At 44.4% G+C, this 24,876-nt stretch carries 25 protein-coding genes; 12 read left to right on the top strand and 13 right to left on the bottom strand.

Annotated features, from left to right (window positions below):
* Positions 1 to 61: 61 nt before the first annotated feature.
* Positions 62 to 739: an ABC transporter ATP-binding protein gene (locus ACFGVR_RS16705; RefSeq protein WP_448698486.1), complete on the bottom strand. Its 678-nt coding sequence runs from the start codon at positions 737 to 739 to the stop codon at positions 62 to 64.
* Between the two features lie 146 nt (positions 740 to 885).
* On the opposite strand from ACFGVR_RS16705, the gene ACFGVR_RS16700 reads away from it, so the two are divergent.
* Positions 886 to 1,575, top strand: a complete 690-nt coding sequence (locus tag ACFGVR_RS16700; protein WP_448698485.1) for an arylesterase — start codon at positions 886 to 888, stop codon at positions 1,573 to 1,575.
* Here ACFGVR_RS16700 and ACFGVR_RS16695 read toward each other — a convergent pair whose 3' ends face one another.
* Both ACFGVR_RS16695 and ACFGVR_RS16690 read right to left on the bottom strand, forming a co-directional pair.
* Entirely contained in the window at positions 1,576 to 1,914 is a 339-nt protein-coding gene (locus tag ACFGVR_RS16695) for a helix-turn-helix domain-containing protein (RefSeq protein ID WP_448698484.1), read from the bottom strand.
* A 188-nt stretch (positions 1,915 to 2,102) separates the two neighbouring features.
* Positions 2,103 to 4,958 carry a hypothetical protein gene (locus ACFGVR_RS16690; RefSeq protein WP_448698482.1) on the bottom strand — a complete coding sequence of 952 codons (2,856 nt, stop codon included), beginning with the start codon at positions 4,956 to 4,958 and terminating at the stop codon, positions 2,103 to 2,105.
* A gap of 191 nt (positions 4,959 to 5,149) precedes the next feature.
* Here ACFGVR_RS16690 and hscA point away from each other — a divergent pair, with 191 nt between their 5' ends.
* A complete protein-coding gene (hscA, locus tag ACFGVR_RS16685; RefSeq protein WP_448698481.1) occupies positions 5,150 to 7,006 on the top strand; it encodes a Fe-S protein assembly chaperone HscA in 1,857 nt (618 codons plus the stop codon).
* A 110-nt stretch (positions 7,007 to 7,116) separates the two neighbouring features.
* Here the strand turns inward: hscA and ACFGVR_RS16680 are convergent, their stop codons facing one another.
* Positions 7,117 to 8,019, bottom strand: a complete 903-nt coding sequence (locus tag ACFGVR_RS16680; RefSeq protein WP_448698480.1) for an SMP-30/gluconolactonase/LRE family protein — start codon at positions 8,017 to 8,019, stop codon at positions 7,117 to 7,119.
* Positions 8,020 to 8,168: 149 nt separating this feature from the next.
* Here ACFGVR_RS16680 and ACFGVR_RS16675 point away from each other — a divergent pair, with 149 nt between their 5' ends.
* The 6 genes from ACFGVR_RS16675 (at position 8,169) to ACFGVR_RS16650 (ending at position 13,583) form a co-directional block, all read left to right on the top strand.
* Positions 8,169 to 9,026 carry an SPFH domain-containing protein gene (locus tag ACFGVR_RS16675; protein ID WP_448698478.1) on the top strand — a complete coding sequence of 286 codons (858 nt, stop codon included), beginning with the start codon at positions 8,169 to 8,171 and terminating at the stop codon, positions 9,024 to 9,026.
* Between the two features lies 1 nt (position 9,027).
* Positions 9,028 to 9,540 carry a hypothetical protein gene (locus tag ACFGVR_RS16670; RefSeq protein WP_448698476.1) on the top strand — a complete coding sequence of 171 codons (513 nt, stop codon included), beginning with the start codon at positions 9,028 to 9,030 and terminating at the stop codon, positions 9,538 to 9,540.
* Between the two features lie 4 nt (positions 9,541 to 9,544).
* Positions 9,545 to 9,718 (top strand): ribbon-helix-helix domain-containing protein, encoded by a 174-nt coding sequence (locus ACFGVR_RS16665; protein WP_448698475.1) that lies wholly within the window; start codon positions 9,545 to 9,547, stop codon positions 9,716 to 9,718.
* A gap of 135 nt (positions 9,719 to 9,853) precedes the next feature.
* A complete protein-coding gene (locus ACFGVR_RS16660; RefSeq protein WP_448698474.1) occupies positions 9,854 to 11,032 on the top strand; it encodes an acetyl-CoA C-acyltransferase in 1,179 nt (392 codons plus the stop codon).
* Between the two features lie 19 nt (positions 11,033 to 11,051).
* Entirely contained in the window at positions 11,052 to 11,969 is a 918-nt protein-coding gene (locus tag ACFGVR_RS16655; RefSeq protein ID WP_448698473.1) for a hypothetical protein, read from the top strand.
* 126 nt (positions 11,970 to 12,095) lie between these two features.
* A complete protein-coding gene (locus tag ACFGVR_RS16650; RefSeq protein WP_448698472.1) occupies positions 12,096 to 13,583 on the top strand; it encodes a POT family MFS transporter in 1,488 nt (495 codons plus the stop codon).
* 51 nt (positions 13,584 to 13,634) lie between these two features.
* Here the strand turns inward: ACFGVR_RS16650 and ACFGVR_RS16645 are convergent, their stop codons facing one another.
* A complete protein-coding gene (locus ACFGVR_RS16645; protein ID WP_448698471.1) occupies positions 13,635 to 14,156 on the bottom strand; it encodes a GNAT family N-acetyltransferase in 522 nt (173 codons plus the stop codon).
* Between the two features lie 3 nt (positions 14,157 to 14,159).
* Positions 14,160 to 15,806 carry an FMN-binding glutamate synthase family protein gene (locus ACFGVR_RS16640; protein WP_448698470.1) on the bottom strand — a complete coding sequence of 549 codons (1,647 nt, stop codon included), beginning with the start codon at positions 15,804 to 15,806 and terminating at the stop codon, positions 14,160 to 14,162.
* 207 nt (positions 15,807 to 16,013) lie between these two features.
* Here ACFGVR_RS16640 and ACFGVR_RS16635 point away from each other — a divergent pair, with 207 nt between their 5' ends.
* Positions 16,014 to 16,250 (top strand): hypothetical protein, encoded by a 237-nt coding sequence (locus ACFGVR_RS16635; protein WP_448698469.1) that lies wholly within the window; start codon positions 16,014 to 16,016, stop codon positions 16,248 to 16,250.
* Here ACFGVR_RS16635 and ACFGVR_RS16630 read toward each other — a convergent pair whose 3' ends face one another.
* The 5 genes from ACFGVR_RS16630 to glmM form a co-directional block, all read right to left on the bottom strand.
* On the bottom strand, positions 16,251 to 17,105 hold the full coding sequence (locus ACFGVR_RS16630) for a 5'-methylthioadenosine/adenosylhomocysteine nucleosidase (protein WP_448698468.1): 855 nt from the start codon (positions 17,103 to 17,105) through the stop codon (positions 16,251 to 16,253). It abuts the gene before it with no gap.
* Positions 17,106 to 17,114: 9 nt separating this feature from the next.
* Positions 17,115 to 18,419 (bottom strand): NCS2 family permease, encoded by a 1,305-nt coding sequence (locus tag ACFGVR_RS16625; protein WP_448698467.1) that lies wholly within the window; start codon positions 18,417 to 18,419, stop codon positions 17,115 to 17,117.
* A 50-nt stretch (positions 18,420 to 18,469) separates the two neighbouring features.
* A complete protein-coding gene (locus ACFGVR_RS16620) occupies positions 18,470 to 19,186 on the bottom strand; it encodes a hypothetical protein (protein ID WP_448698466.1) in 717 nt (238 codons plus the stop codon).
* Entirely contained in the window at positions 19,186 to 20,322 is a 1,137-nt protein-coding gene (locus tag ACFGVR_RS16615; protein WP_448698465.1) for a cysteine desulfurase family protein, read from the bottom strand. Before ACFGVR_RS16615 ends, ACFGVR_RS16620 begins: the two co-directional genes overlap by 1 nt.
* A gap of 150 nt (positions 20,323 to 20,472) precedes the next feature.
* The gene (gene glmM, locus ACFGVR_RS16610) at positions 20,473 to 21,864 is read right to left on the bottom strand and encodes a phosphoglucosamine mutase (protein WP_448698464.1); all 1,392 of its coding nucleotides are present in this window, start codon (positions 21,862 to 21,864) and stop codon (positions 20,473 to 20,475) included.
* Between the two features lie 110 nt (positions 21,865 to 21,974).
* On the opposite strand from glmM, the gene ACFGVR_RS16605 reads away from it, so the two are divergent.
* From ACFGVR_RS16605 to ACFGVR_RS16595, 3 genes are read left to right on the top strand one after another with little or no spacing between them, the layout of a single operon-like run.
* A complete protein-coding gene (locus tag ACFGVR_RS16605) occupies positions 21,975 to 22,712 on the top strand; it encodes a class I SAM-dependent methyltransferase (RefSeq protein ID WP_448698462.1) in 738 nt (245 codons plus the stop codon).
* On the top strand, positions 22,705 to 23,265 hold the full coding sequence (locus tag ACFGVR_RS16600; RefSeq protein ID WP_448698461.1) for a phosphatase PAP2 family protein: 561 nt from the start codon (positions 22,705 to 22,707) through the stop codon (positions 23,263 to 23,265). Before ACFGVR_RS16605 ends, ACFGVR_RS16600 begins: the two co-directional genes overlap by 8 nt.
* Position 23,266: 1 nt before the next feature.
* Positions 23,267 to 23,989: a ZIP family metal transporter gene (locus ACFGVR_RS16595; protein WP_448698460.1), complete on the top strand. Its 723-nt coding sequence runs from the start codon at positions 23,267 to 23,269 to the stop codon at positions 23,987 to 23,989.
* A 14-nt stretch (positions 23,990 to 24,003) separates the two neighbouring features.
* Here the strand turns inward: ACFGVR_RS16595 and ACFGVR_RS16590 are convergent, their stop codons facing one another.
* Together ACFGVR_RS16590 and ACFGVR_RS16585 are read right to left on the bottom strand one after the other, a co-directional pair.
* Positions 24,004 to 24,384, bottom strand: a complete 381-nt coding sequence (locus tag ACFGVR_RS16590) for a hypothetical protein (protein WP_448698459.1) — start codon at positions 24,382 to 24,384, stop codon at positions 24,004 to 24,006.
* A gap of 12 nt (positions 24,385 to 24,396) precedes the next feature.
* Positions 24,397 to 24,852 carry a MarR family winged helix-turn-helix transcriptional regulator gene (locus ACFGVR_RS16585; protein WP_448698458.1) on the bottom strand — a complete coding sequence of 152 codons (456 nt, stop codon included), beginning with the start codon at positions 24,850 to 24,852 and terminating at the stop codon, positions 24,397 to 24,399.
* Between the last annotated feature and the right edge of the window lie 24 nt (positions 24,853 to 24,876).

Genomic DNA, 24,876 nt, shown 5'->3' with positions numbered 1-24,876 from the left:
TGTGGACGTTTAGAGATCATTTTAACTATGACCTGTGAACCATCTACTATGAACACCAATTTTAGCCTTCATCCGATACGATGTGCCCGCCTTTAATACGGATAATACGTTGTGTTTTTGATGCCAGTTCAAGGTCGTGAGTTACCAAAACTAAAGTAGTGCCTGCTTCGCGGTTCAGGTCGAATATCAGTTTCACTACTTTTTCGCTGGTTTCGGCATCCAGGTTACCGGTGGGTTCGTCGGCAAATAATATTTTGGGCTGGTTTGAAAAAGCCCGCGCCAGCGATACCCGCTGTTGCTCACCGCCCGATAATTGAGTTGGGTAATGATGGCTGCGAGAAGCCAGGCCAACCTTATCCAAAAGCTCCATCGAGCGGGCTTTGATGTTCTTCTCGCCGCGCAGCTCCAAAGGCACCATCACATTCTCTAAAGCAGTAAGTGTTGGCAACAGCTGGAAGTTTTGAAATATAAAACCTACGTACTGGTTACGCACCTGTGCACGCTGGTCTTCGGTAAGGTTATCGAGTTTGATGCCGTTCAGTTCGACCGAGCCGGTTGTGGAGCGGTCAAGCCCGGCGCACAAACCCAACAAGGTTGTTTTACCGCTACCCGAAGGGCCCACTATCGCCGCTGTTGAACCTGCGGGGATGGTGATGTTAATGTTATTTAAAACTGTTAAAGGCTGCCCTGCGCTTTGATAAGTTTTGCCCAGGTTTTGAATGTTTAGTATGTTATCCACAGAATATATATTTTGGAATATGAGCGGGCATTTTCTATTTTGCCGACCGGTAATTATTAATTATTTCTAAAAATAGCACAATAGCTTAACTAAAGTAGCCAGGTGATGTTTTTTAAAACCGTTATTGTAATTTAGAAAGACATTTTATGCAAAAGTTACAGGTATTAGCCACTATCTTCATCATTACATTGTCATTTGCTTGCGGTAACGGGCAAAAGCAAACCGAGCAGCCTAAAAGCGATACAACAAGTGCAAACGCAGCTAACTCGCAGCAATCAAATACCAAAAACATTTTGGTTTTTGGCGATAGCCTGACAGCGGGTTATGGTTTGGATGATCCACAGGCAGATTCATATCCATCGGTACTGCAGGTCAAGATCGATTCGGCAAAATTGCCTTATAAAGTCATCAATGGTGGCTTGAGCGGCGAAACATCGGCAGGTGGAAAAAGCCGTATAGACTGGCTGTTAAAACAAAAAATTGATGTGTTTATTTTGGAGCTCGGCGCTAATGATGGGTTGAGAGGGCTGCCGGTAACCGAAACGGCTAAAAATCTGCAAACAATTATTGATAAGGTGAAAGCTAAATATCCCGACGCTAAGCTTGTGCTTGCAGGTATGATGGTGCCGCCAAATATGGGTGCCGATTACAGCGCGTCATTCAAAACTATATTCCCGCAAATAGCGCAAAAAAATAGCATGACGCTGGTACCCTTCCTGCTTGATCATGTGGCGGGAATTAAACAGTTAAATCAGGCAGATGGTATACACCCCACGGCTAAAGGGGCTAAAATAGTGGCTCAGAATGTTTGGAGTAAATTAAAGGGGATATTGTAACTACTCGTTGGCTACCCGGCGTAACTCTTCGTGCAGCGAAATAACTTGCTGCTGCAGAGTTAATATTTGCGACGCGTAATCGTCAACCTTGCTCCTGGCCTGTTTAAGCTCATCAATGTGTGCGATGTTTTGCTCAGGCGTTTGCGAAGTTAATAGTTCAACAACCGAGATATTAAAAATACTAACGATCTGTTCTAACCGCGACAGGTTGATATCGGTAACACCTGTTTCGATCTTAGAGAAAGCCGGTACCGAAATATCCAGTTTTTTGGCTACGTCGCCTTGCGACCAACCATTCTGCTGTCTCAGCATTTTAATTTTTTTTCCTAAATCTTGCATCTTTAGTCATAAATTAATTAATAAATTGTGTTTCGGATATAAAAGGGTGTAGTCAATAGCATCGGGCCGATAGCATAGGTAGCCCATTAAAAAACTTTCATACAAATTGTGTTCGTATAAACTGCGGTAAACATAATCAATTTTTAAGAAATAGACCAATATTTATGCGATAAGATATGTTTTTAGCATTAAAATACGCTTAACGGTAATACTAATTCTATTCTATTATGGCCACTTCCTCCAAAAATATCATCATCTAACAAGTGGCTGTATCTTATGCCGAAAGTAAAGGGCAGCTGGTTCCAAACCTGGTTGTCAAAAAACACTTCGGCACCTGTTGAACGGAATTTAACATCAAACGTACTGCCATTGCTGTGGAACAACGTTGCCTGGCTGTGATCATAAAATAAGTTGGCCCTTACCCTTTGTAAAAACAGGATATTGGCAAAGCCCGCATCCGGGTACAACAGCGGCAAATGGTAATTGGCCGCTAACTTATATACCTGGTAAAAGTTGACCGAGCTATACCCCCGCGAAAACGGAAAATCATTAGAAAACCGACCCGCGTTAGCTTTGTCGCGTTGTTGGTAGGCGCCGCCGAGTACAATGCTGTGGTTTACACCGATACCTGGCAAAAACAAATTCCCTGTAGCCAAAAATTGATTGGCATCTACACCATTGATAGCGGTTTTATAATCCACACTCAGATTTTCGCCTATATGGGGGTAGATATTCTTTTTAGCCTGCCGGCCGTGGCTACTGAAATTTAAATAATTATCCAGGTACCAAAGCGAACGGTTATTGGTAGTATTATCAAACGGAGCGGGGAAATAATTGCGGCTGTAAAACAAGTTACTACCAAATGCGAGCGAGGTTGAATGATGTCCCTGCGTTAAGTTTAACGGGATTTGGAAGCCCACATAAGTTTGCAGCTGGTTAAAATAAACCGGGCTATTATTATTGTCGAAAGCTTCGCGGTTAATAATATAGTCAACGCCTGCAGTTAACCACGGAAATAAAGCGCCATATACCGTACCAAAGCCAAACTCGTTGTAGCCCTCGTTACGGTTATAATTATACAGTAATTGCGACTGTAAAGTATTGAGCACATTTTGACCAACCAAAGCAATACTATAGTTAGGATCGTTAAACGATGGCTGTAAGGTATGGAAGTTAAATAAATGGAACGCTTTATTGTATTTGGTTACTTCGGGATGCGGGTTGTTTACCTTATCCAGCAGATCGGCAGCATCACCTTTGTTTAAGGCAGCGATGCCGATATCGGATAAATCACCCGGAACGGCGCTATTGGCAAGCGGCTCCCATTTTACCGTGTTGTTGGCCGATTGATTGATATGCCATCCGTAAGCAGTAAAACCAACCCAGGCAATTTTATCACTTGCAATTGTTGGCTGGTAATTGCCAATACTCGCTTTAAGCGAATCGTTTTGCAGGCGGTAAAGCTTTCTGTCGGCTATATCTAAAGCAAATAAACCGTCCGTTTTATCGGCTGTAGCCGAAAAATAAACCTTGCCGTTTTGTATTACCGGGAACACGATGGGCTGAATGGTCGGCGTAAGCAGATAATCCGTTTCGCCTGTAGTGATATTGATCAAAGCGAGTGTCATATCGCCGCCGGGTATCCGGATAGCCGACAGGATCTTACCATCATAAAACTTGGGGTAGGTGTAAAACAGGTTATCCTTATTAGGGATAATGTTTTTAACCGTACCATCAAGGTTTAAAATATTGAGCCTGCTTTTACCATCCGGCGTAACTTTTACGGCAACAATGCTTTTACCATCGTCGCTGAAAGCTGGTGCAAAATATTTGCTCCCTTCGGTTATCCGGGTTTGTTCGCCGGTGTTGATATCCAGAATATTTAATTCTGAATAATCGCGGTATCCCCAGCGCAGATCGGGACGGTATGAGGCGTAAATTATCTTACCATCATGATAGTTAAAATAGTTATCGAGCGAGTAATCGTGTATGCGGATCACTTTTTCCTCCTTACCTGTGCGGATCACAAAGGCGGGCACGTGGTTGTACGTGGTTTTTACATAAACTAAGGTATTATGATTTACATAAGCCGGGTATTCTTCATCGGCAATAAAATGTTGGTTTTTATTTGAGATATGCAGCGGTTTGGTTGGATCTTGATCAAAGAGTTCCCCAGTATATTTATCATTCGTAAATTCATTTTTAAAATGATTAAAAGCATCCGTTCTAAACTGCGTAAAATCTACCCCCGCATATTTGGTTATGGCCTTTTGCAAAGGATAAAACAAACCATCAAAAGAAGCGGCATCATGCGTTACTTTTTTCCAGAAATCATCTCCATATTTTTCGCGGCCGTAACTTACCAGCATATAGCCGGTTGGATACCAGTCGGGCGTATAGTCGCGGTATGAGCCGCTGCGCAGCTTCATCCAGCTATAATTTTTCCCGGCCGACCATAATGCCCTGTATCCATTAAAAAAATAAGGTAAACGCCCCCTGCCCTGCTTGGTTACATAAGTTTCGTTGTAAACGGCATCACCCTCAAAAAACCAGTTGGGTACGGTTAACTCGTTACCAACAGCCTGCCCGCCCTCGCCAAAAAGCACATGCAGGGCTTTGGATATGCCCACATTAAAATTATTAAATTGCTGTACGTGGCGAAATTCGTGCACGGCCAGTTGATCCGTCCAGCGCAGGCTGCCTAACTCAAAGCTGTTTTGCTCGGGAGTTAAATAAAATTCGCTGCGAAAAGGCGCCAAACCCACATAAGCATTTGAAATTGTGGTTTGGTTTTGCAATACCACGCTTACCTGCAGTTGCTTAAAACCGATGGTAGGTTGTATCCGCGAATTCATGAAAGATACGATATTGGATACCCTGACGGCTGCCGAATCCATCCCGTAAGGAAAAATTACTTTGGCTGCCGGTGTGTTAACCTGGTTCCATTTGATTGCGGGCGGGTTGCCGCCAAATTGTTGTGCTTTTGATAAAGTAGTAACCGATACTAATGCAAGAAGTATAAATGTTTTCAGGGTTAGGCGCATTGATGTGATATTTAGGTGTGAATTTAAGAGAATTATTGTGAAATTTTCATGAAAGCCCCTAAATGCAGTGCTGAATATGCACGCAGCCAGAGAGCGATGGGTTTGAAACCTATCGCTATGTTAAAAACAGAACCTGGTATGACACGCCATGTTCAAAAACTCCATACATTTGCACCTCGTTAATTTGTGTTATGGCTAAAATTTCCATTAACCTGGCAACAGGTTCATTACAAAAAGAAGAGATCATTGTAGGTATTGACCTGGGCACCACCAATTCGCTGGTGGCGTTTATAGATCCTGATAAACAACCCAAAGTAATTAACGATACCGGCAAAGGCGTTTTAGTACCCTCTATTGTGCATTTTGGCCCGGCTGGCGATGTTACCGTGGGTAACGAAGCCAAAAACTATTTGTTGACCGATCCGCAGAACACCATATTTTCGGTTAAGCGTTTGCTTGGCCGAAGCTACCACGACATTGAGAATTACCAGGATTTTTTTTCGTATAAGGTTATTGATGATAATACCGAGAGCTTGGTTAAGATTAAAGTAGGCGATAAATTTTACACGCCCATTGAGCTTTCGGGCATGATACTGAAAGAGTTGAAAGACCGTGCCGAACACGCCCTGAAAACTCCGGTAAACCGTGCGGTGATCACCGTACCGGCTTATTTTAACGATTCGCAGCGCCAGGCCACACGCGATGCGGGCAAGCTGGCCGGTTTAGATGTACTACGTATTGTGAACGAGCCTACCGCTGCAAGCCTGGCCTACGGCATTGGCCTAAACCCCGAAGAAACCAAGACCATTGCGGTTTACGATTTGGGCGGCGGCACGTTTGATGTATCGATACTGCAGATACAAAACGGCATTTTTGAAGTTTTGGCTACCAATGGCGATACTTTTTTGGGTGGCGATGATTTTGACCGTGCCATTTTAGATTATTGGATAGAGAATAATAAATTAGATCGTGCGGCTTTATTGCAAAACCGCGAACTGGCGCAGGAGTTGCGTTTAAAGGCTGAAGAAGCTAAAAAATCATTCAGTCACCAGAGCTTATTTAACGAGAAGGTTGGCGATATATGGTGCACTATTGATCGTGATACCTTTGAAAAACTGATATTAGCTAAAGTGCAACTGACCATTGATAGCTGCCGCAATGCGCTGAACGATGCCAAACTGGATGTTAAGCAGATTGATGAGGTTATCATGGTTGGCGGCTCAACCCGGACAGCGCTGGTTAAAAAAATGGTATCGGAGTTTTTTGGGCGCAAACTGCATGATGAGGTAAATCCCGACGAGGTTGTTGCTTTAGGCGCTGCCATACAGGCTGATGTTTTGGCTGGAAACCGAAGCGATATATTATTACTGGATGTTACACCGCTTTCATTGGGTATCGAAACTATGGGCGGTTTAATGGACGTGATCATTCCACGTAACTCAAAAATACCAACCAAAGCGGGCAGACAGTACACTACATCAAAAGATGGCCAGGTGAACATGAAGATAGCCGTTTACCAGGGAGAGCGCGACCTGATCAAAGAAAATCGCAAACTGGCCGAATTTGATTTGAAAGGCATACCGGCAATGCCGGCAGGCTTCCCTAAAGTGGATATCAACTTTTTGCTTAACGCGGATGGCATTTTAAAGATACAGGCTATTGAATTGCGCAGCGGCGTAAAGCAGGAGGTTGAGGTAAAACCTGCTTACGGCATTACCGATGACCTGGTTGAACAAATGTTATTAGACAGTATTACCCACGCTAAGGATGATGTTGCACAACGCATGCTGATTGAAGCACGTACCGAGGGCGAGCAAATGATCTATACCGTAGAGGGTTTTATCACCAAACACCATACGCACTTAAACGAAAGCGAAATAACCGACACCCGCCAATACATTGCCAAATTAAAAGAAGCGCTTACCCAAGGCGATAAGGATACCATACATAAAGCCATTGACGAACTGAACGAATTTACCCGCCCGTTTGCCGAGCGCCTGATGGATGAAGCCATTGGTACGGCGATGAAGGGAAAATCGGTTGAGTGAGTTGCCGGTTGTGTGTTACGGGTTGCGGGTTAACCACTATTAGTTGCGGGTTGAGTTATGGGTTGTTATTTTAAAGCACACAACACTAAACGCGCAACACACAACACTTACTACTCTACTCCCCTAACCTTCATTTTAATCGTATAGATCCCTTCAGAAGCTGTAATAAACAATTCATCCTTATTCTTTCCGCCGAAGCACAGGTTTGCGGTCCACTTTTCGGGGATGGCGAGGTGGGCTATCTTTTTGCCTGCCGGATTATATACTGTAACACCGTTGCCGGTTAAATAAATGTTTCCTTTTTCATCCAGCGTCATCCCGTCCGAGCCTTGTTTGATAACCAGTTGCTTATCGCTTAACAAGCCATCCTTACCTATTACATATTTATAAGTTTTGTTAGCCTTAATATCGGCAACGTACAAAATATTACCATCGGGCGTGCCAACTATGCCGTTGGGCTGCAACAGATCATCGGCTACCAAAATGGGTTCTGCTTTACCTTTCGGCAGATAGAACACATACTGGCCTTTCATATCTGATACGGTTCTGTCCCAATACGGGCGCTGGTAATAGGGGTCGGTAAAGTAAATACCGCCTTTATTGTCTATCCAAACATCGTTCGGTCCGTTGAGCCGGTGGCCCTGGTAATTGGTGAGCAGTTTGGTTACTTTTTTATCGGGAGCGATCAGCCAAAGTTCATCCTTTTCATCGGCGCAAGCCAGCAGGTTACCTTTTTTATCAAAGTAAGTACCATTTGAACGGCCCGCTTTATCCATAAAAAGGGTTAGTTTACCATTGGCACTATATTCCCAAATTTTATCATTCGGCTGATCGGTAAAAAACACATTGCCTTTCTTATCAACAGAGGCGCCTTCGGTAAAACTAAACTGATGTGATATTAAAGTGGGTTTTAGGGTGGTGTCTACCACATCTTCATCCTGGCTATGCTGACCAAAGGCCATAAACGGAACAGCGGCAAATACTGTTAAAAAAACAAGCAAAAAGTTTTTCATGACGATTTAAATTGGTTGCCGAAGATATTGAATCCGAATTAAAAATCGCACTGAAAATCAGTAGTGTTAAAAAATATTTTACGCAATTTACTTGTTTTATATTTTTTAAATCTGATATCTTTGTGATATCATTTTAAATCATTAAAACAATGAACTCTGAAAAAATTATTACCCCTCCATCCGGCTTTGTCGCTTTTGGTGTTGCCTTATTATTGTTGGTGTTATCTATAGGCAGCTTTGTTGTCGAGCTTATTCCCGTAGGCGCAGTATTATTGATTATTGACCTGGTACTGGTGTTACCGGGGATCATTATTGTTAATCCCAGTCAATCTAAAGTACTCACCCTTTTTGGTAAGTATGTGGGTACCGTTAAGCAGGATGGCTTTTTTTGGGTAAATCCATTCACCGTTAAAAAGAAAGTGTCGCTTAAAGCTTACAACGTTAACGGCCAGCAGTTAAAAGTGAACGACAAGGCCGGTAACCCTATCGAAATTGCCGCGGTAATTGTATGGCAGGTAATGGATACCGCCAAGGCTTTATTTGATGTGGAAAATTATATCCAGTATGTCAACATTCAAAGTGAATCTGCCGTAAGACATTTGGCAAACTCGTTCCCGTATGATAATTATGAGGATGAAGAAGCCCGCATTACTTTACGTGACGGCGCCGACGAGGTAAGCAAAATGCTGGAAAACGAATTGAACCAACGTTTGGAGCGTGCAGGCATTACCGTTATTGAGGCACGTATATCACACCTGGCTTACGCGCCCGAAATTGCAAGCGCCATGCTGCAAAGGCAACAGGCATCGGCCATTATAGCTGCCCGCCGTTTAATTGTTGAAGGTGCCGTTGGCATAGTTGAAATGGCTTTGAAAAGGCTTGCAGTTAACAACGTTGTTGACCTTGATGAAGAGCGCAAAGCGGCAATGGTGAGCAATTTGTTGGTCGTATTGTGCGGCGAACGTAATGTTACGCCGGTAGTGAATACAGGCACTTTATACCACTAAGATGTATACAGCATTTAACTTATTAAAAGCCACCGAGCTTGCGCTGATGCGTAAAGGCTTTTGGCGCCCGTGGTACGAATTAACCGATGGCCAGTATGCTTATGGCAAACTAAGTTACGAGGGCTTTTTTAGACGTACCGCACTGGTTGAAACGGCTAATACCAATTACCGGATTACATACGAAGGCTTTTTTTCGCGGACGCTAATAATCAGCAGCAATGGTGAATTGATCGGTAAATTAAAAATAGGCCTGTTTAGTAAAGCCAGCTTAATGATGCATGATGGTTTTGAAGCCGAGCTCTCGCGCGATTCGGTTTGGAAACGCGGTTACGTTTGGAACACCAACCGTTTTGGCGAAATTATGAAGCTGACGGAAGCGCTGTTTTCTTATAAAAAGGTGTTGACCATTACTGTCGATCCTAACTCGGTAAACCTGGACGTGTTTCCACTGCTTTGCTTTTTGGGTTCGCATTTAATTATATTACGAAGAAACCAAAGGCAAGCCGCAAGTTAAAACCATGGCAGAGAAGAAGGCATTTGTGTTGAGGATAAACCCGGATATTTTAAAAGATCTGGAGCAATGGGCCGCCGACGAGTTTAGGAGCACCAACGGGCAAATTGAATACCTTTTGCAACAGGCGGTAAACGCCCGCAAAAAAAGCAAGAAAAAAAGCGGTAAAACTGACGACTAAGCCAAATACCGCTTTTGTTTTTGGTTTATAAAACCTGTGTAAAATTAGGGTTGTACGTAACACATCTGTAATATAAATACGTTAAAGGTGTTAGCAAATAATTAAATTTGCGTCGACCAAATTATTTACATCTTTATGAACGAAGTATATATTGTTGCCGCTACCCGGACACCTATCGGTAGCTTTGGCGGCAGCCTTTCCTCTTTATCAGCAACACAATTAGGTGCTATAGCCATTAAATCGGCAGTTGAAAGATCGGGCCTAAAGCCCGGGCAGATCAACGAGGTTTATATGGGCAACGTCTTATCGGCCAATCTGGGTCAGGCACCGGCTACACAGGCTGCTAAGTTTGCCGGTTTACCCGATATGCCTACCACCACCATTAACAAGGTTTGCGCATCGGGCGCTAAGGCCATTATGCTGGCCGCACAAAGCATTGCCTTAGGCCAAAACGATGTGGTGATTGCCGGTGGTATGGAAAGCATGAGCAATGTACCCTACTACCTGGATAAGGCACGTACAGGTTATGGCCTGGGTAACGGGCAGATCACAGACGGTTTAATAAAAGACGGTTTATGGGATGTTTACAATGATTTCCATATGGGGTCGGCGGCCGAGCTTTGCGCCATTGAGTGCCATGTGAGCCGCGAAGACCAGGATGCCTATGCCATAGAATCGTACAACCGGGCATTAAAGGCGCAAAGTGAAAACCGCTTTGCCGATGAGATAACCCCAGTTGAGGTAAAAGATAAAAAAGGTAACATAACCACAGTTACCGATGATGAGGACCCTAAAGCGGTTAAGTTTGATAAGATCCCGACCCTTAAACCTGTGTTTAAAAAAGAAGGCACCGTTACAGCCGCCAATGCTTCGGCATTGAACGACGGTGCGGCTGCTTTGATATTAATGAGCAAACAAAAAGCCGAAGAATTAGGCATTAAACCGCTGGCGCGCGTTGTGGCTTACGCGGATACACAGCAGGAACCCGAGCGTTTTACTACTGCCCCGTCAAAAGCAGTTCCGTTAGCTATACACCGTGCCGGTTTGAAAAATGAAGATGTTGATTATTTTGAGATCAATGAAGCATTTTCGGTAGTATCAATAGCCAATAACCAGTTGATGAAGCTTGATCCGGCCAGGGTAAACGTAAACGGCGGCGCGGTTGCTTTAGGGCACCCGCTGGGTGCATCAGGCGCACGCATTGTGGTAACTTTACTGTCTGTTTTACAACAAAATAAAGGAAAATACGGCGTTGCCGGCATTTGTAACGGTGGCGGCGGCGCCAGCGCAATTGTTATTGAAAATTTACGTTAATAGTAGATTTGCCGACAACATGAAGTACCCGTTAATTTTATTGCTATTTTTTGTTTTGCCAGCCATAGCGTTTGCCCAGGTGGGCAGCGATCGCATAAAGCAACTGAGAATATACGAAGACAGCCTGAAAAGCTTAGGCTATAAGGTTGTAAACAAACCTGAAGAGCAGGAACGAAAGAACGCCAATTACACCTTTATCAGGACACTGGTAAGCGCTTTAAAGATCAATGACTCATTTCATTATGGTTTTGATTCGGTTAAAAGTGTAACCATTTTAAACTCGCCCGACTCGAAGTTCAGGCTCATCACCTGGCACGTGGCCGAAGACGGCGGAACCTATCGCTTTTATGGCGCCATACAATTGAATACCGCAGGTCCGCTAAAACTCTACCCGCTCGAAGATTACTCCCCACTGCAAAAAAACCCCGAAGATTCGGTATTGGATAATCGCAAATGGTACGGTGCGCGCTATTATAAGATAATCCCGGTAACGGCCGCTGCAAACCCTTATTATGTGCTGCTGGGCTGGAAAGGCAATTCGGCAAAATCAACCAAAAAGGTTATTGATGTACTATCGTTTAAAAACGGACAGCCTGCCTTTGGCTTACCGGTATTTACCGGCAACGGCAAAACCCGCGACCGTGTTGTTTTTGAATACACCAGCCAGGCGTCAATGGTGCTGCGGCAGGCAACAGAGTCGCCAGACCTGATCGTGTTTGACCATTTGAGCCCATCACAACCAACTTTGAAAGGCAAGTACGAAAATTACGGCCCCGATATGACATATAGCGGTTACCGGCTAAAACAAGGCGTATGGATATTTGAAGATAACCTGGATCTTAAAAATTTAGGCGACGCGCGCGATAATATGCCTTATGTTGACCCTAAAAAGCAGGCCGCTATTGACGCTGCCGCAGCACGGGCTTCGCACCAGTGATGAAATTTGATTTTTAATTAGTACAATCAGCACATACAAAGTAATTTTAATTGGTTACTTTTCAGGATTAAATTTTGATTTATCAGAATAATCTTATTTTAGCAAAAATTTATTAAAAACTGACATATGCAAGAATCTGCAGAGGTAACTGTTAAACCCCGCTACCCGCGAAGTATCCCCTTTATTATTGGCAACGAAGCCGCCGAGCGTTTCAGCTTTTATGGCATGCGCTCTATCCTGGTAACATTTTTAGTTGCCCAGTTTTACAATCCTTCGGGTAGCAAGGTACCTTCGGTAGTACAGGCCGCAGAAGCTCACGCTAATGCCAGCACGCACTTTTTTGTAGCCTTAGCTTATGCCCTGCCATTTGTGGGTGGCGTGGTATCCGATTGGTTTACAGGAAAATACAAGATCATTCTTTACATATCGATAGTTTATTGTTTTGGACATTTGTGTTTAGGCCTGTTTGACACCAACCTGAGCATGTTTACATTTGGTTTGGTATTGATAGCAATAGGCGCCGGTGGTATTAAATCGTGTGTATCGGCTAACGTGGGCGACCAGTTTGACAAAACCAATGCAAGCTTATTGGATAAGGTTTATGGCTGGTTTTATTTCAGTATCAATGCCGGCTCAATGATATCAACCGTACTGATTCCCTGGGTGTATGATAAATACGGTGCTAAATGGGCGTTTGGTATCCCGGGGATACTGATGCTTTTAGCTACCATTATTTTCTTCTCGGGCCGTAAAATGTACGTTCGTGTACCGCCATCAGGCGTTAACAGAAATAACTTTGTTTTTATCTCATTTTACGCATTATTTAATCTCGGCAAAAAGAAAAAAGGCGAGTCATGGCTGGACGTGGCCAAAGGTCAATATGATCCTGAGCGTGTAGAGGGCATTAAAGCGGTATATCGTGTAATGGCGGTGTTCTTTTTCGCACTGGCATTTTGGGCGGTTTGGGATCAAAACCTGTCGGAATGGGTTATACAGGCCGCTAAAATGGACCGCCATATTAACCTGGGCTTCACCAAATTTGAAATACTGGCGGGCCAGGTACAAACCTTTAACCCGGTATTCCTGCTGATATTTATCCCGTTATTTAACTATTGGGTTTATCCCGCCTTTGACAGGATGGGCCTGAAAGCCACACCGCTAAGAAGATTAGGTGTTGGTTTGATATTAACTGCTTTATCATTTGTAGTTATTGCCATGATACAACAAAGCATCGACCATGGCGGCCATCCGTCAATCTGGTGGCAGGTATTTGCCTATGTGGTGCTTTCGGCAGCGGAGGTTTTGGTTTCGATTACCGGTTTGGAATATGCCTACACTAACTCGCCAAAATCAATGAAAAGTACCATGTCGGGCATCTGGTTCCTGGTGGTTGCTTTGGGTAATACCTTTACCGCGGTGATCAATGGTAATATTTCATCGCACGGCTTTTTAGAGCCTTACCTACAGGGCGCTAACTATTACTGGTTCTTTATCGCGATCGTTGTGGTATTTATTATTGCTTTCCTGTTTGTATCAACACGTTTAAAAGAACGTAATTATATAGAAAATCCAGAAGGTGAGTTGGCTATAGCCGGCGAAACTCCTGAAAAATAAGATCTGATCATATTAAACTAAAAATGCTCCGGTATAAAAGCCGGGGCATTTTTAGTTTCTATTCAAGATATATATCGCCGTACCGTACTCTGAATCACTTTGTTTTACAAAATACCGGCGTTTTAATAGCCGTACCGAAGTTTCATTTTCTTCGTGCAGATCGGCAATGATGGTCTGTAATTTCATTACCTCAAATCCATAATCTATTACTGCGGAAACGGCTTCTCCCATCAGGCCCCGGCCATGCAGGTCGGGTTGCAGAATATAACCTATTTCGGCGCGGTCTTTCTCCGGTTCAATGTTCCAGAAACATATTGTACCAATAAGCGCAGGCTCATTTTTTAACGTAATGGCCCACAGCACCGCTTCACCGGCGGCTTCGTTTGCCAATATGAGCTTGATAAATGCTTCCGTTTGCGCAACGTTTTGGTGCACCGCCATATTGGTATAGCGCAATACAACCGGGTGGGTACGGATCGGGTACAGGTCGGCCGCATCGGCAATATCCAGTTGCCTTAAGGTTAGCCTTTCGGTTTCAATTTTTGGGAATGGTTTAAAATTAAGATTAAGCATACTTCAATTAGCCATTGATAGGGTTAACCCTGTTATAGGGTCAACCTGTGATATTTTACTATAATCGGGTACAAATGTTTCGGCCGAACTGATGGCCATATCCACTTCAAAAGTTAGCGGGTGCGGTGTTTGCAGCAGGCTGCCTTTCGGAATATAAGGAAACAACTGCGAATAAGTTTGAATAAGGTTAGCGCTTACGCGGCGGTAAATAAATGAGCGGTGCAAGTCATCGGGGTGACGTAGTCCTGCCGCGCCGATCATTTGCATGGCGCTGCCGATAGTTTCTTTATGGAAACTGGCCACACGTACTTTTTTATCGGATACCACCAGGCCCCTCATCAGGCTTTTATCCTGTGTGGCTACGCCTGTGGGGCAGGTATTCATATTACATTCCAATGCCTGGATGCAGCCTAAGGCAAACATCATTCCGCGGGCGCTGTTGCACATATCCGCGCCTAAAGCAAAGTTTTTAACCAGGTCAAACCCTGTTGCTACTTTACCCGAAGCTATAATACGGATGTGTTTTTTGAGATCGAATCCCGTTAAGGCATCATAAACAAAGGCCAGTGCTTCGCGCAAAGGCATACCTACCGAGTTAGAGAACTCCAAAGGAGCGGCGCCTGTACCGCCCTCACCCCCATCAACGGTAATAAAATCGGGGTAGATACCGGTTTTGATCATTGCCTTACAGATGGCTAAAAACTCGCTTTTATGTCCAACGCATAATTTAAAACCTATAGGCTTGCCGCCGGAAAGGTCGCGCAGTTTCTGAATGAAAGCCATCATTTCCAGTGGTGTGGTAAATGCGGTGTGACCCGGTGGGGAGATCACATCTTCGCCCATGTTAACCAAACGGATCTTCGCAATTTCGGGCGTTACCTTAGCAGCCGGCAAAATACCGCCGTGACCAGGTTTGGCGCCCTGCGATAGCTTGATCTCGATCATGCGTACCTGCGGCAATACCGCGCGCTGTGCAAAGGCATCATAATCAAAAGTGCCGTCGGTGTGGCGGCAGCTGAAATAGCCGGTGCCGATCTGCCAGAAAATATCGCCGCCGGGCTGCAAATGGTGCTCGCTCAGGCCGCCTTCGCCGGTGTTGTGGGCAAAGTTACCCAACTGGGCACCACCGTTTAAAGCCAGTATAGCGTTCTCGCTGAGCGAGCCAAAACTCATGGCCGAAATATTAAATACGCTTGCGCTATAGGGTAGCTTGCATTGCGGACCGCCAACCAGTACCCGCGGGTCTTCATTAAGTTGTTTATGATCGATGGCGGAAATACTGTGATTGAGCCATTCGTAGCCGGTTTCGTAAACGTCGAGTTCGGTACCGAAGGGGCGGGTATCATCAACCTTTTTAGCACGCTGGTAAATTACACTGCGGTTTTGGCGGTTAAATGGTGTACCATCGGTATCACTTTCAACAAAATACTGGTATATTTTGGGGCGCAGCTCTTCCATCACAAAGCGTAAATGACCAAATACCGGGAAGTTGCGTACAATACTGTGCTTCTTTTGAAAAAGATCGAATACGCCGATAATGATAAACGGGCCAACTATCACAAACGAAAACACTGCAGGCGGCCAAACTAAGCTCCACGCAGCAAGCATGGCTACGATGATGATGGAACTGATAATAAAGAGCTTTCTCATGAGTATCGACTTAGGAAATAAAAAAGCAATGTAGGTAAAAAATCCCGGGGAGATTATGGATGCAATGTAACATTATCCGGAGCGTTGCGCGTATTTTTTTCGCGCAAAGGCGCTACGAATTTTGTTAGTTACAAGATAAGGTTATTTTATTTGCACATACAAACAACATCGGCATGAAAGCGTTATATTTAAATAAAACTTAAGCCAATGATGACTCCAGACGAAGACGAAATAATACCGACCGGCGAAAACTCAGAGAACGATGCCGAAGACCAGGAAAGCCAGAAAGATTACCACAGCGATGGCATTGAACGAAGCGATGAGGATGACGACGATACTTACATTGAACCTGATACGCAAGGTTTAGAAGCTGCCGACAAAGCGAGCGAAGCGGCCTATACTTTAAATGTTGACAGGGACGCACCACCTAAAGACGAGGAATAATTACAGCTTAGCAACAATAGCTATAATCATGGCCGCCGAATTTTCGGCGGCTATTTTGTAAAAGCTGGCCACATCACTGGATGCATTGCTGCCTGCATCGTCGCTCAGGCTGCGGATAACCAGGAACGGAACCTGTTGCTGATAACAGGTTTGTGCTATGGCTGCGCCTTCCATTTCGGTAGCTTCGGCGTGCATTTTTTGGTACATTGCCGTGGTTGCTTTTCGCGAAGCGACAAAAACATCACCGGTGACGATGGTGCCGGTAACAATTTTAGGTGAGCGGTTGCCATTGCGGGTACCGATCTTTTGCAACACCACGAAACGGCTCACACTTTGCGCCAGCCCGATCAAACGGGCATCTGATGGGAAATAAATTGGATTATCCTGCAAATTTACCGGGTTACGTGTGGGCCGTAACAGCATGCTATCGGGCGTAATGGTACCATAATCGTGATGGGCAAGCAGGTTGCCGATAACCAGGTCGCCCGGGGAAAGCTCAGGGTCAACCCCACCGGCAATGCCGGTAAACAATACTTCGCGGGGTGCAAAATGCTCTAATACCAGCGTGGTGGTAATAGCTGCATTAACCTTACCCATACCTGTTTGCGCCAATACCACACGGCGGCCGTTAAGCAGCCCGGTAGTAAAATGGATGTTCTGAAAAACAAATTCCTTTTTTTGCAGGATATGGTCGCGGATCAAAGCTACCTCGGGCGGGAACGCGCCTAAGATAGCCGTGATATTTTGAGCCCTGGTTTTAACTACAGGCGTATTAACCGGCTTTACCGGCGCTTGCGCGGATACGGTATACAAGTTTAAGATGAGGATCAGCGTAAGCAGGATATGTTTTTTCATCGTTGTGGATCAGGCTAAAATGAGGGCTGCAATGGCAAAAGCATCGATAATGATGAGCGCGAAGCTAACCTCTTTTGCCTTGCCGGATAACAATTTTAAAGCCGTATAGCTTAAAAAACCCCAAATAATGCCCTGGGTTATAGAATAGGTAAACGGGATAAGCACCATAGCCAAAAAAGCCGGTATGGCATCATCCAGCTGCAGCCAGTTGATCCTGGTGATAGGGCGGATCATGAATACCCCTACCAGCACCAAAGCAGGTGCAGTTGCAATGGATGGAACAATGGATAACAACGGCGCCAGGAAAAGGAACGGCAGGAACCACAAGCCGCCTACTATGGCAGTTAAACCGGTACGCCCGCCTGACTCGATACCTACTGCCGACTCGATATAGGCCGTACCCGGACTGGAGCCTAACAAACCGGCAATGGTGGTTGATACGGCATCGGTTAATAAGGCTTTTTTAATGTGCCGGGGTTCGCCGTTTTCGTCGAGCAGGTTTGCTGCTTCGGACAGGCCGATGAATGTTGAAAGGCTATCGAACATATCGGTAAACACGAAAGCGAAAATAACGGGCACGAATGACCATTTTAACGAATGCACCAAATCGAGCTTCCCGACAAGGGAAAAATCGGGTGCGGCAAATACACCATGCCAGGTTATGATATTGGGGTGCCCCATACCCCACCAGCGGCCAATGGGATAAGCCGCAAGCGTGGTAAACAGGATCCCCAAAAGGATACTGCCTTTAACTTTTTTGATGATGAGGACAGACATCAACAGCAAACCGGCTAAAAAGGTAACGGTTACCACGTCAGGCTTGCCGATGCCAATGATAGTTTCCCGGTTGGCGACTAAAAACCCTGCATTAACAAAACCGATAAGTGTAATGAACAGTCCGATACCGGCGGATATGGCATAGCGTAGTTGTTTGGGTATGGCCCTTACAATGTAGGTACGGATGTTAAAAACAGAAAGCAGCAAAAACACAATACCCGACCAAAATACCGCGCCCAGGGCCGTTTGCCAGGGCACATGCATACCCAACACTACCGAAAAAGTAAAAAACGCATTGAGGCCCATTCCGGGTGCTACGAGGATAGGATTTCTGGCATATAGCCCCATCATTAAGCTGCTGAAGAACGATACCAATACCGTGGCGGTAAGCACAGCGGCAAAAGGCATGCCCGTTTTACTTAAAACATCGGGGTTAACCACAATAATATAAGCCGTTGCCAGGAAGGATGATGTACCGGCTATGATTTCGGTGGAGACAGATGTTTGCTTAGATTTCAGTTGAAAAAAATCGCTCATGCTTATGGGATGAGCTTAAATATAGGAGTTTAGGAGTTCAGTGGCAAATATTACTTCATGGGAAACAATTTGAAGTATACAGTCGCAATAATTGATAACAAAACAATAATAAACAATCCTAATGAACGCCTGGTCTTCTCATCAATATTTTTGTTGGTGCGAATGACGTAAATTCCCCGTATCATCATCACTATTGTTATAGCGCCGGATATTCCAACTACAATTTTGTTATCTACCGTATAAATGCACACCATACCGACCAGGCTCATTAATACTGCGGCATAATTCAAGTACAATTTAAGAGCAGTGTTGCCTGTTTTGACGGTAAATCCCTTAATCCGGGTCAAAATGGCTTCCAGTTCTGCAGAGTTATCAATCTGTGCTGGGATATAGATATTATTTTTTGAACTCGTAGCTTTAATAACTATAGCTCCGTTCTTACTTTTTAAAATCTGATCGATATCGGTATAAGTGATAGTGGTGATCGGCATATTTAGTTGTTCCCGAATCAGCGTGTTATCAGTAATCTTAAGTACATAGCTTTCGAACATTAGCTTTTGCCTGTTTACAGCCCGAAAGACACTATAAACCAACACAACGGCCAAAAGCCCAACTGTGTATGGCATTACGTTAACCTCGGTTTTATCGTGAGGCAACGAAATGATTGCACAAGCAATTAACAGGATCGGCAAAACAACAGCAGACCTGATCAGTGTTTGTTTCCTGATTTGTTTGAAGCTACCGGGAATTGGTGTAAACTGTTGCATCAGGCGTTGACCAAGCAAATTTCTTTAACCTTACTCACCGCGTAATCGATCTCGTCTTTGGTGGTGTATTTAGAGAAAGAGAAACGTACGGCCGGGCGGTTAGGGTTAGCGCCAATGGCGGTTAACACGTGCGAGCCAATATCGGTACCCGAACTGCAGGCGCTGCCGCCGGATGCAGAGATGCCGGCAATATCTAAACTAAACAACAGCATATCGGCCATTTCCATTTCGGGGAAGGACACGTTTAAAACGGTGTACAGGCTTTTAGCAGGATCGGTTTCGCCGTTAAACTCAATACCGGGTATACTGGCTTTCAGCTGCGCCATCATATAACTTTTCAGTTCCTGTATATGGGCCTGGTGTTCGGGCATTTCGGCGTAAGCCATTTCGAGCGCTTTGGCCATGCCAACAATACCGTAAACGTTTTCGGTACCGCCGCGCATATTGCGTTCCTGCGAACCGCCATAGATCATTGGTTTTATTTTGATGCGGTGGTTGACGTGTAAAAAGCCAACACCTTTTGGCCCGTGCAGTTTATGTGCAGCACAAACAATAAAGTGGGCCTTTAGCTTGCTCAGATCGTGCGTGTAATGCCCCATGGTTTGCACGGTATCGCAATGATAGATGGCGTTGTATTTTTCGCACAGGTTACCAACCAGTTCCATATCTGTTAAGGTGCCTATCTCGTTATTGGCATGCATCAGGGATACAAAACTACGTTCGGGATGCTGCAACAGAGTTTCGAGATGTTCAAGATCAGCATTGCCTTTGCTGTCCGTTTTAACAAAATCAAGTTCGATCATCCCGGCTTTTTGCATGGCCTCGAGGGTATGTACTACGGCATGGTGCTCTGTTTTGCTGGTGATGGCGTGTTTGATACCATGATCGATAATGCCACAGCGGATGGCTGTATTATCGGCTTCGGTGCCACCCGATGTAAAGAATATCTCGGCAGGCGACGTACGCAGCAACGCAGCAATGGTTTTACGCGCCTTTTCGATCAATGTGCGCACTTCTCTCCCATGAGCATGGATAGATGATGGATTACCGTAGTGGTTTTCCATAACTTCGTACATCGCCTTAAGTACTTCGGGGGCAACGGGAGTTGTGGCAGCATTATCTAAATAAACACGCATAGCAGTGAGTTGTTATTGTTAAGAAGTCAGTTTTATTGTAAACGTCATTGCGAGGCACGAAGCAATCTCTACGTAAGACGAGCGGACTTGCATATTCTCTCTGTACAGCATAGAGATTGCTTCGTACCTCGCAATGACGTGGGTAATATGTTAATTCTTCAATTGCAGGATATCTTTAATATCCGCAATAATTTTGTTGGCCAAATTCCCGGCAACGGTTTCAGAATCGCCTTCCGAGTAAATACGGATGATAGGCTCAGTGTTTGAGCGGCGCAGGTGTACCCATTGCTTATCAAACTCGATCTTTAAACCGTCGATGGTTGAATGTGGCTGTTTTTTATATTTTTCTTTCACTTTCGCCAAAAGGGCATCAATATCCATTTCGGGCGTTAAAGTGATCTTATTTTTTGAAATAAAGTAAGACGGGTAGCCATGGCGCAGCACCGAAATACTTTTGCCCGACTTAGCCAGGTGAGTTAAAAATAACGCTATCCCAACCAGTGCATCACGGCCGTAATGCGATTCGGGATAGATCACCCCGCCATTGCCTTCGCCGCCGATAACAGCATTGGTCTCTTTCATTTTATTGACCACGTTAACCTCGCCCACCGCGGCAGCATTGTATACGCCACCGGCATCTTCGGTAACATCGCGCAAAGCACGGGTTGACGACAGGTTTGATACCGTATTACCTTTGGTATTTTTCAATACGTAATCGGCTATAGCCACCAAAGTATATTCTTCGCCAAACATGTTGCCGTCTTCGTTTACAAAACACAGGCGGTCAACATCCGGGTCGACAGCAATACCTAAATCGGCATTTTTAGCCAAAACTTCTTTGCTTAGCTCGATCAGGTTTTCGGGCAGCGGCTCCGGATTGTGCGGAAATTTACCATCGGGCTCGCAAAACAATTTGTGCACGGTTTTAACACCCAGGGCCTCCAGCAAAGCAGGTACAAATATGCCGCCTGTAGAGTTTACGCAATCAATCACTATTTTAAAGTTCGCTTTCGCGATGGCTTTTACATCAACCAGCGGCAATGCCAGGATATGGTCGATATGTTTTTTCATATAGGTATTGTCTACATGCAACGTACCCAGATCGTTTACATCGGCATATTTAAAGTCGCTTTTTTCGGCAATATCCAATACCTGGGCGCCGTCGCTTTCGCTGATGAACTCACCATTCGCGTTAAGCAATTTTAAAGCATTCCATTGTTTGGGGTTATGGCTGGCAGTTAATATGATACCTCCACCGGCTTTTTCTAAAGGAACAGCTATTTCGACAGTTGGCGTGGTTGAAAGGCCCAGATCAACAACATCGATACCCAAACCCTGCAATGTACCCACCACCAGGTTAAGCACCATATTGCCGGATAACCGGGCATCGCGGCCAACTACAATTTTGCGGACACCTGATTTTGCAACCGCCCATGTGCCAAATGCCGAAGTAAATTTTACAATGTCAACCGGCGTTAAACCATCGCCTGCGGCGCCACCAATTGTGCCCCGTATCCCCGAAATAGATTTTATTAAAGTCAATGTTTAAATATTTAGGTCCAAAAATAACAATATTTGACCGATAGCCAATGTTAAATGTGCTATTTAGCATGTACAAAATGGCTATATTTGCGCCTCTTATTTGATGCAACATGCCCAAAAAGTGGTTTCAAAACTGGTTTAACTCGCCCTATTACCACATTCTGTACCAGCAACGTAACAACGCCGAAGCCGAGTTTTTTATTGATAACCTTCGCGGATATTTAAAACCGGATGACAATTGGCGCCTGTTGGATATTGCCTGCGGACGAGGCCGTCACTCTATTTACCTCAATAAACAAGGTTATGATGTTACGGGCATCGACTTATCTATAGCCAACATACAATACGCTAAACAGTTTGAAAACCACCATCTGCACTTTTATGTGCACGATATGCGTTACCTGTTTTACATTAACTACTTTGACATCGCCTTTAACCTGTTTACCAGCTTTGGCTATTTTGAAACCGAGTATGACCATATTAAAGCGTTAAAAACCTTTAGGAATGCTTTAAAGCCAAACGGGTTGCTGGTGTTGGATTTTTTTAACTGCTATAAAATAAAACACCTGTTAAAATACAGTGAGCAAAAAGTGTTGGATGGCATTACCTTTAACATTCACAAAAAAATTGAGGGCGATAAAGTAACCAAGCATATTGAGTTTGAAGATAAAGGGCAGCAATACTCGTTTGTTGAAGAAGTTAAGGTTTTTGGTGTTGCTGATTTTAAACGTTTTTTTGCCAAAAGCGGTTTTGAAATAGTGCATAACTTTGGCAATTACAAGCTGGAAGAGTTTGACCTGGAAACATCGGACCGGTTGATATTTATCTGTAAAAAAACCAATGATTGAGCAACTGAAGCAACTGGACCATCATTTGTTTTACCTGGTTAACCACGGTATGGGCAACAGCTTTTTTGACTGGCTGATGCCTGGCCTGCGTAACCCGTTAACCTGGATACCGCTATATATCTGCATTATTGGTTTTTGTATTTACAGTTACAAAAAAACCGGGCTGTACCTGATACTGATGCTGATAGCTACCGTTGGCGCCGCCGATTTTAGCAGCAACATTGTTAAGCATTCGGTTAAGCGGCTGCGGCCATGTAATAGTGTGCAAATGAGCACATTGATCACTACGCGCGTGCCTTGCGGATCGGGCTTTAGCTTTACCTCATCGCACGCGTGCGACCATTTTGCCATTGCTGTGTTTTTAGGCGCAGTATTTTACAAACGCCGTAAATGGCTTTGGATACCTGCCGCGCTATGGGCCGCGGCTATTTGCTTTGCGCAGGTTTATGTGGGCCTGCACTACCCTGCCGATGTTTTTGCAGGGGCACTGCTTGGCACCTTAATAGCTTTGCTATTTGCCTTTATATTTAAAAAATTAAACACCCGTTTTTAGTATGCATATCTGGCAGCTTTTACTTTTGTTTGGTGCCGCTTTTTTTGGCGGGATAAGCATTTTGTTTTTCAACAAGGGCGATCATACCAAAAAGCTTAAACTGGTATTATCATTTAGCGGGGCCTTTTTATTTGCCATAACAGTATTGCATTTAATACCCGATGCTTACCACGGCAATGATAATTTAGTGGGCGTTTTTATACTGGGCGGCTTTTTATTCCAGATCATACTGGAGCAATTTTCGGATGGTGTGGAACATGGGCATATCCATCACCACGAGCACGACCATCGCCCGGTTTTTCCGTTCGCGATATTGATCAGCCTGTGTATCCACGCTTTTTTGGAAGGTATGCCTTTGGCGCAGGGATATCAAAATCAGTTGGTGTTTGGTATAGCGCTGCACCATATCCCGGCGGCATTTGCTTTGGCCAGCGTGATGATGGTGAACAAAGTGCCGAAAAATAAGATGATCTTTTTTTTACTGCTTTTCGCGATCATGGCTCCGGCCGGTTACTTTTTTAGCGATAGATTGAGCCACGCTTCCACCTTTAACCTGCAACAATATTTTAACCGAATTATGGGCGTGGTGATCGGGATATTTCTGCATATTTCAACCACGATCCTGTTCGAATCGAGCGAGGGACACAAATTTAACCTGCGTAAAATGATTGTTGTGCTATTGGGTATCAGTATACCGCTGATCGGGTTTTTGATGGAGATGTAGTTGGTTATTGGTTATTACCACTGTCCGTCCGCTGACAATAACAGAACAATATCACTATCTTCGTATATCCATTGATATACTTGATATGGAGATGCCGTTAAAAATGGGATAATTAATTCCTTCATCTTTTGCAACCCCTCTTTAGTCAATCCGTACGAAAAACTTTTATTTGCTACGTTATATTCTTCAAAGGGATAAATCGATAAAATAAACTCTAACTGAATATTATCAATTGGTACAAAATCCGGCAGTTTATCAAGATAAAATGAGGTTATTTCCTTATTTAGTAATCGATCGATTGCGTTGAGCAAGGTCTGATGCTCTTCTGTCGTACCTTGATAGATTCTTATTAATGGACAATCATCACTTCCAGAATGCAGATATTCCAATTTCATGATCGGAAGGTATTAGCCCCTCAATTTATCCAGCAAGGCACTTAGTTCTCCTGCTTCTTTGTCTGTCAGATTATTTTGGAGCAGGTCGCGGGTTTTGTATTCTTTATCGATCCTGGCCAGGATATCCAGGCCCTGGTCGCTAATGCGGATATCAACCGCGCGACGGTCTTTATCATTGGTGCAGCGGGTTACCAGTTGCTTTTGCACCAAACGGTCAACAATACGCGACGCATCGGACATTTTATCAAGCATGCGCTCCTTGATCAGGTTTACTGTTGCAGGCTTAGGGTATTGCCCGCGTAAAATACGCAGCACATTAAATTGCTGCTGGGTAATATTATGCCTTTCGAACTGGCCGCGCATAGCGTTACCAAGCCATCCGTAGGTGAAAAGTATGTTGACCACCGCCCTGTGGTAGTTGTCGTCAAACTTATCGCTTTGTATTTCTTTGTCTATTTGCATGTTCATTCGGTGGCGCAAATATCAGTAAAA

It is taken from the genome of Mucilaginibacter aureus, from assembly GCF_053514885.1.
The sequence above is the reverse complement of the archived record's forward strand: the minus strand, read 5'-3'. Positions and strand labels throughout refer to the sequence as shown.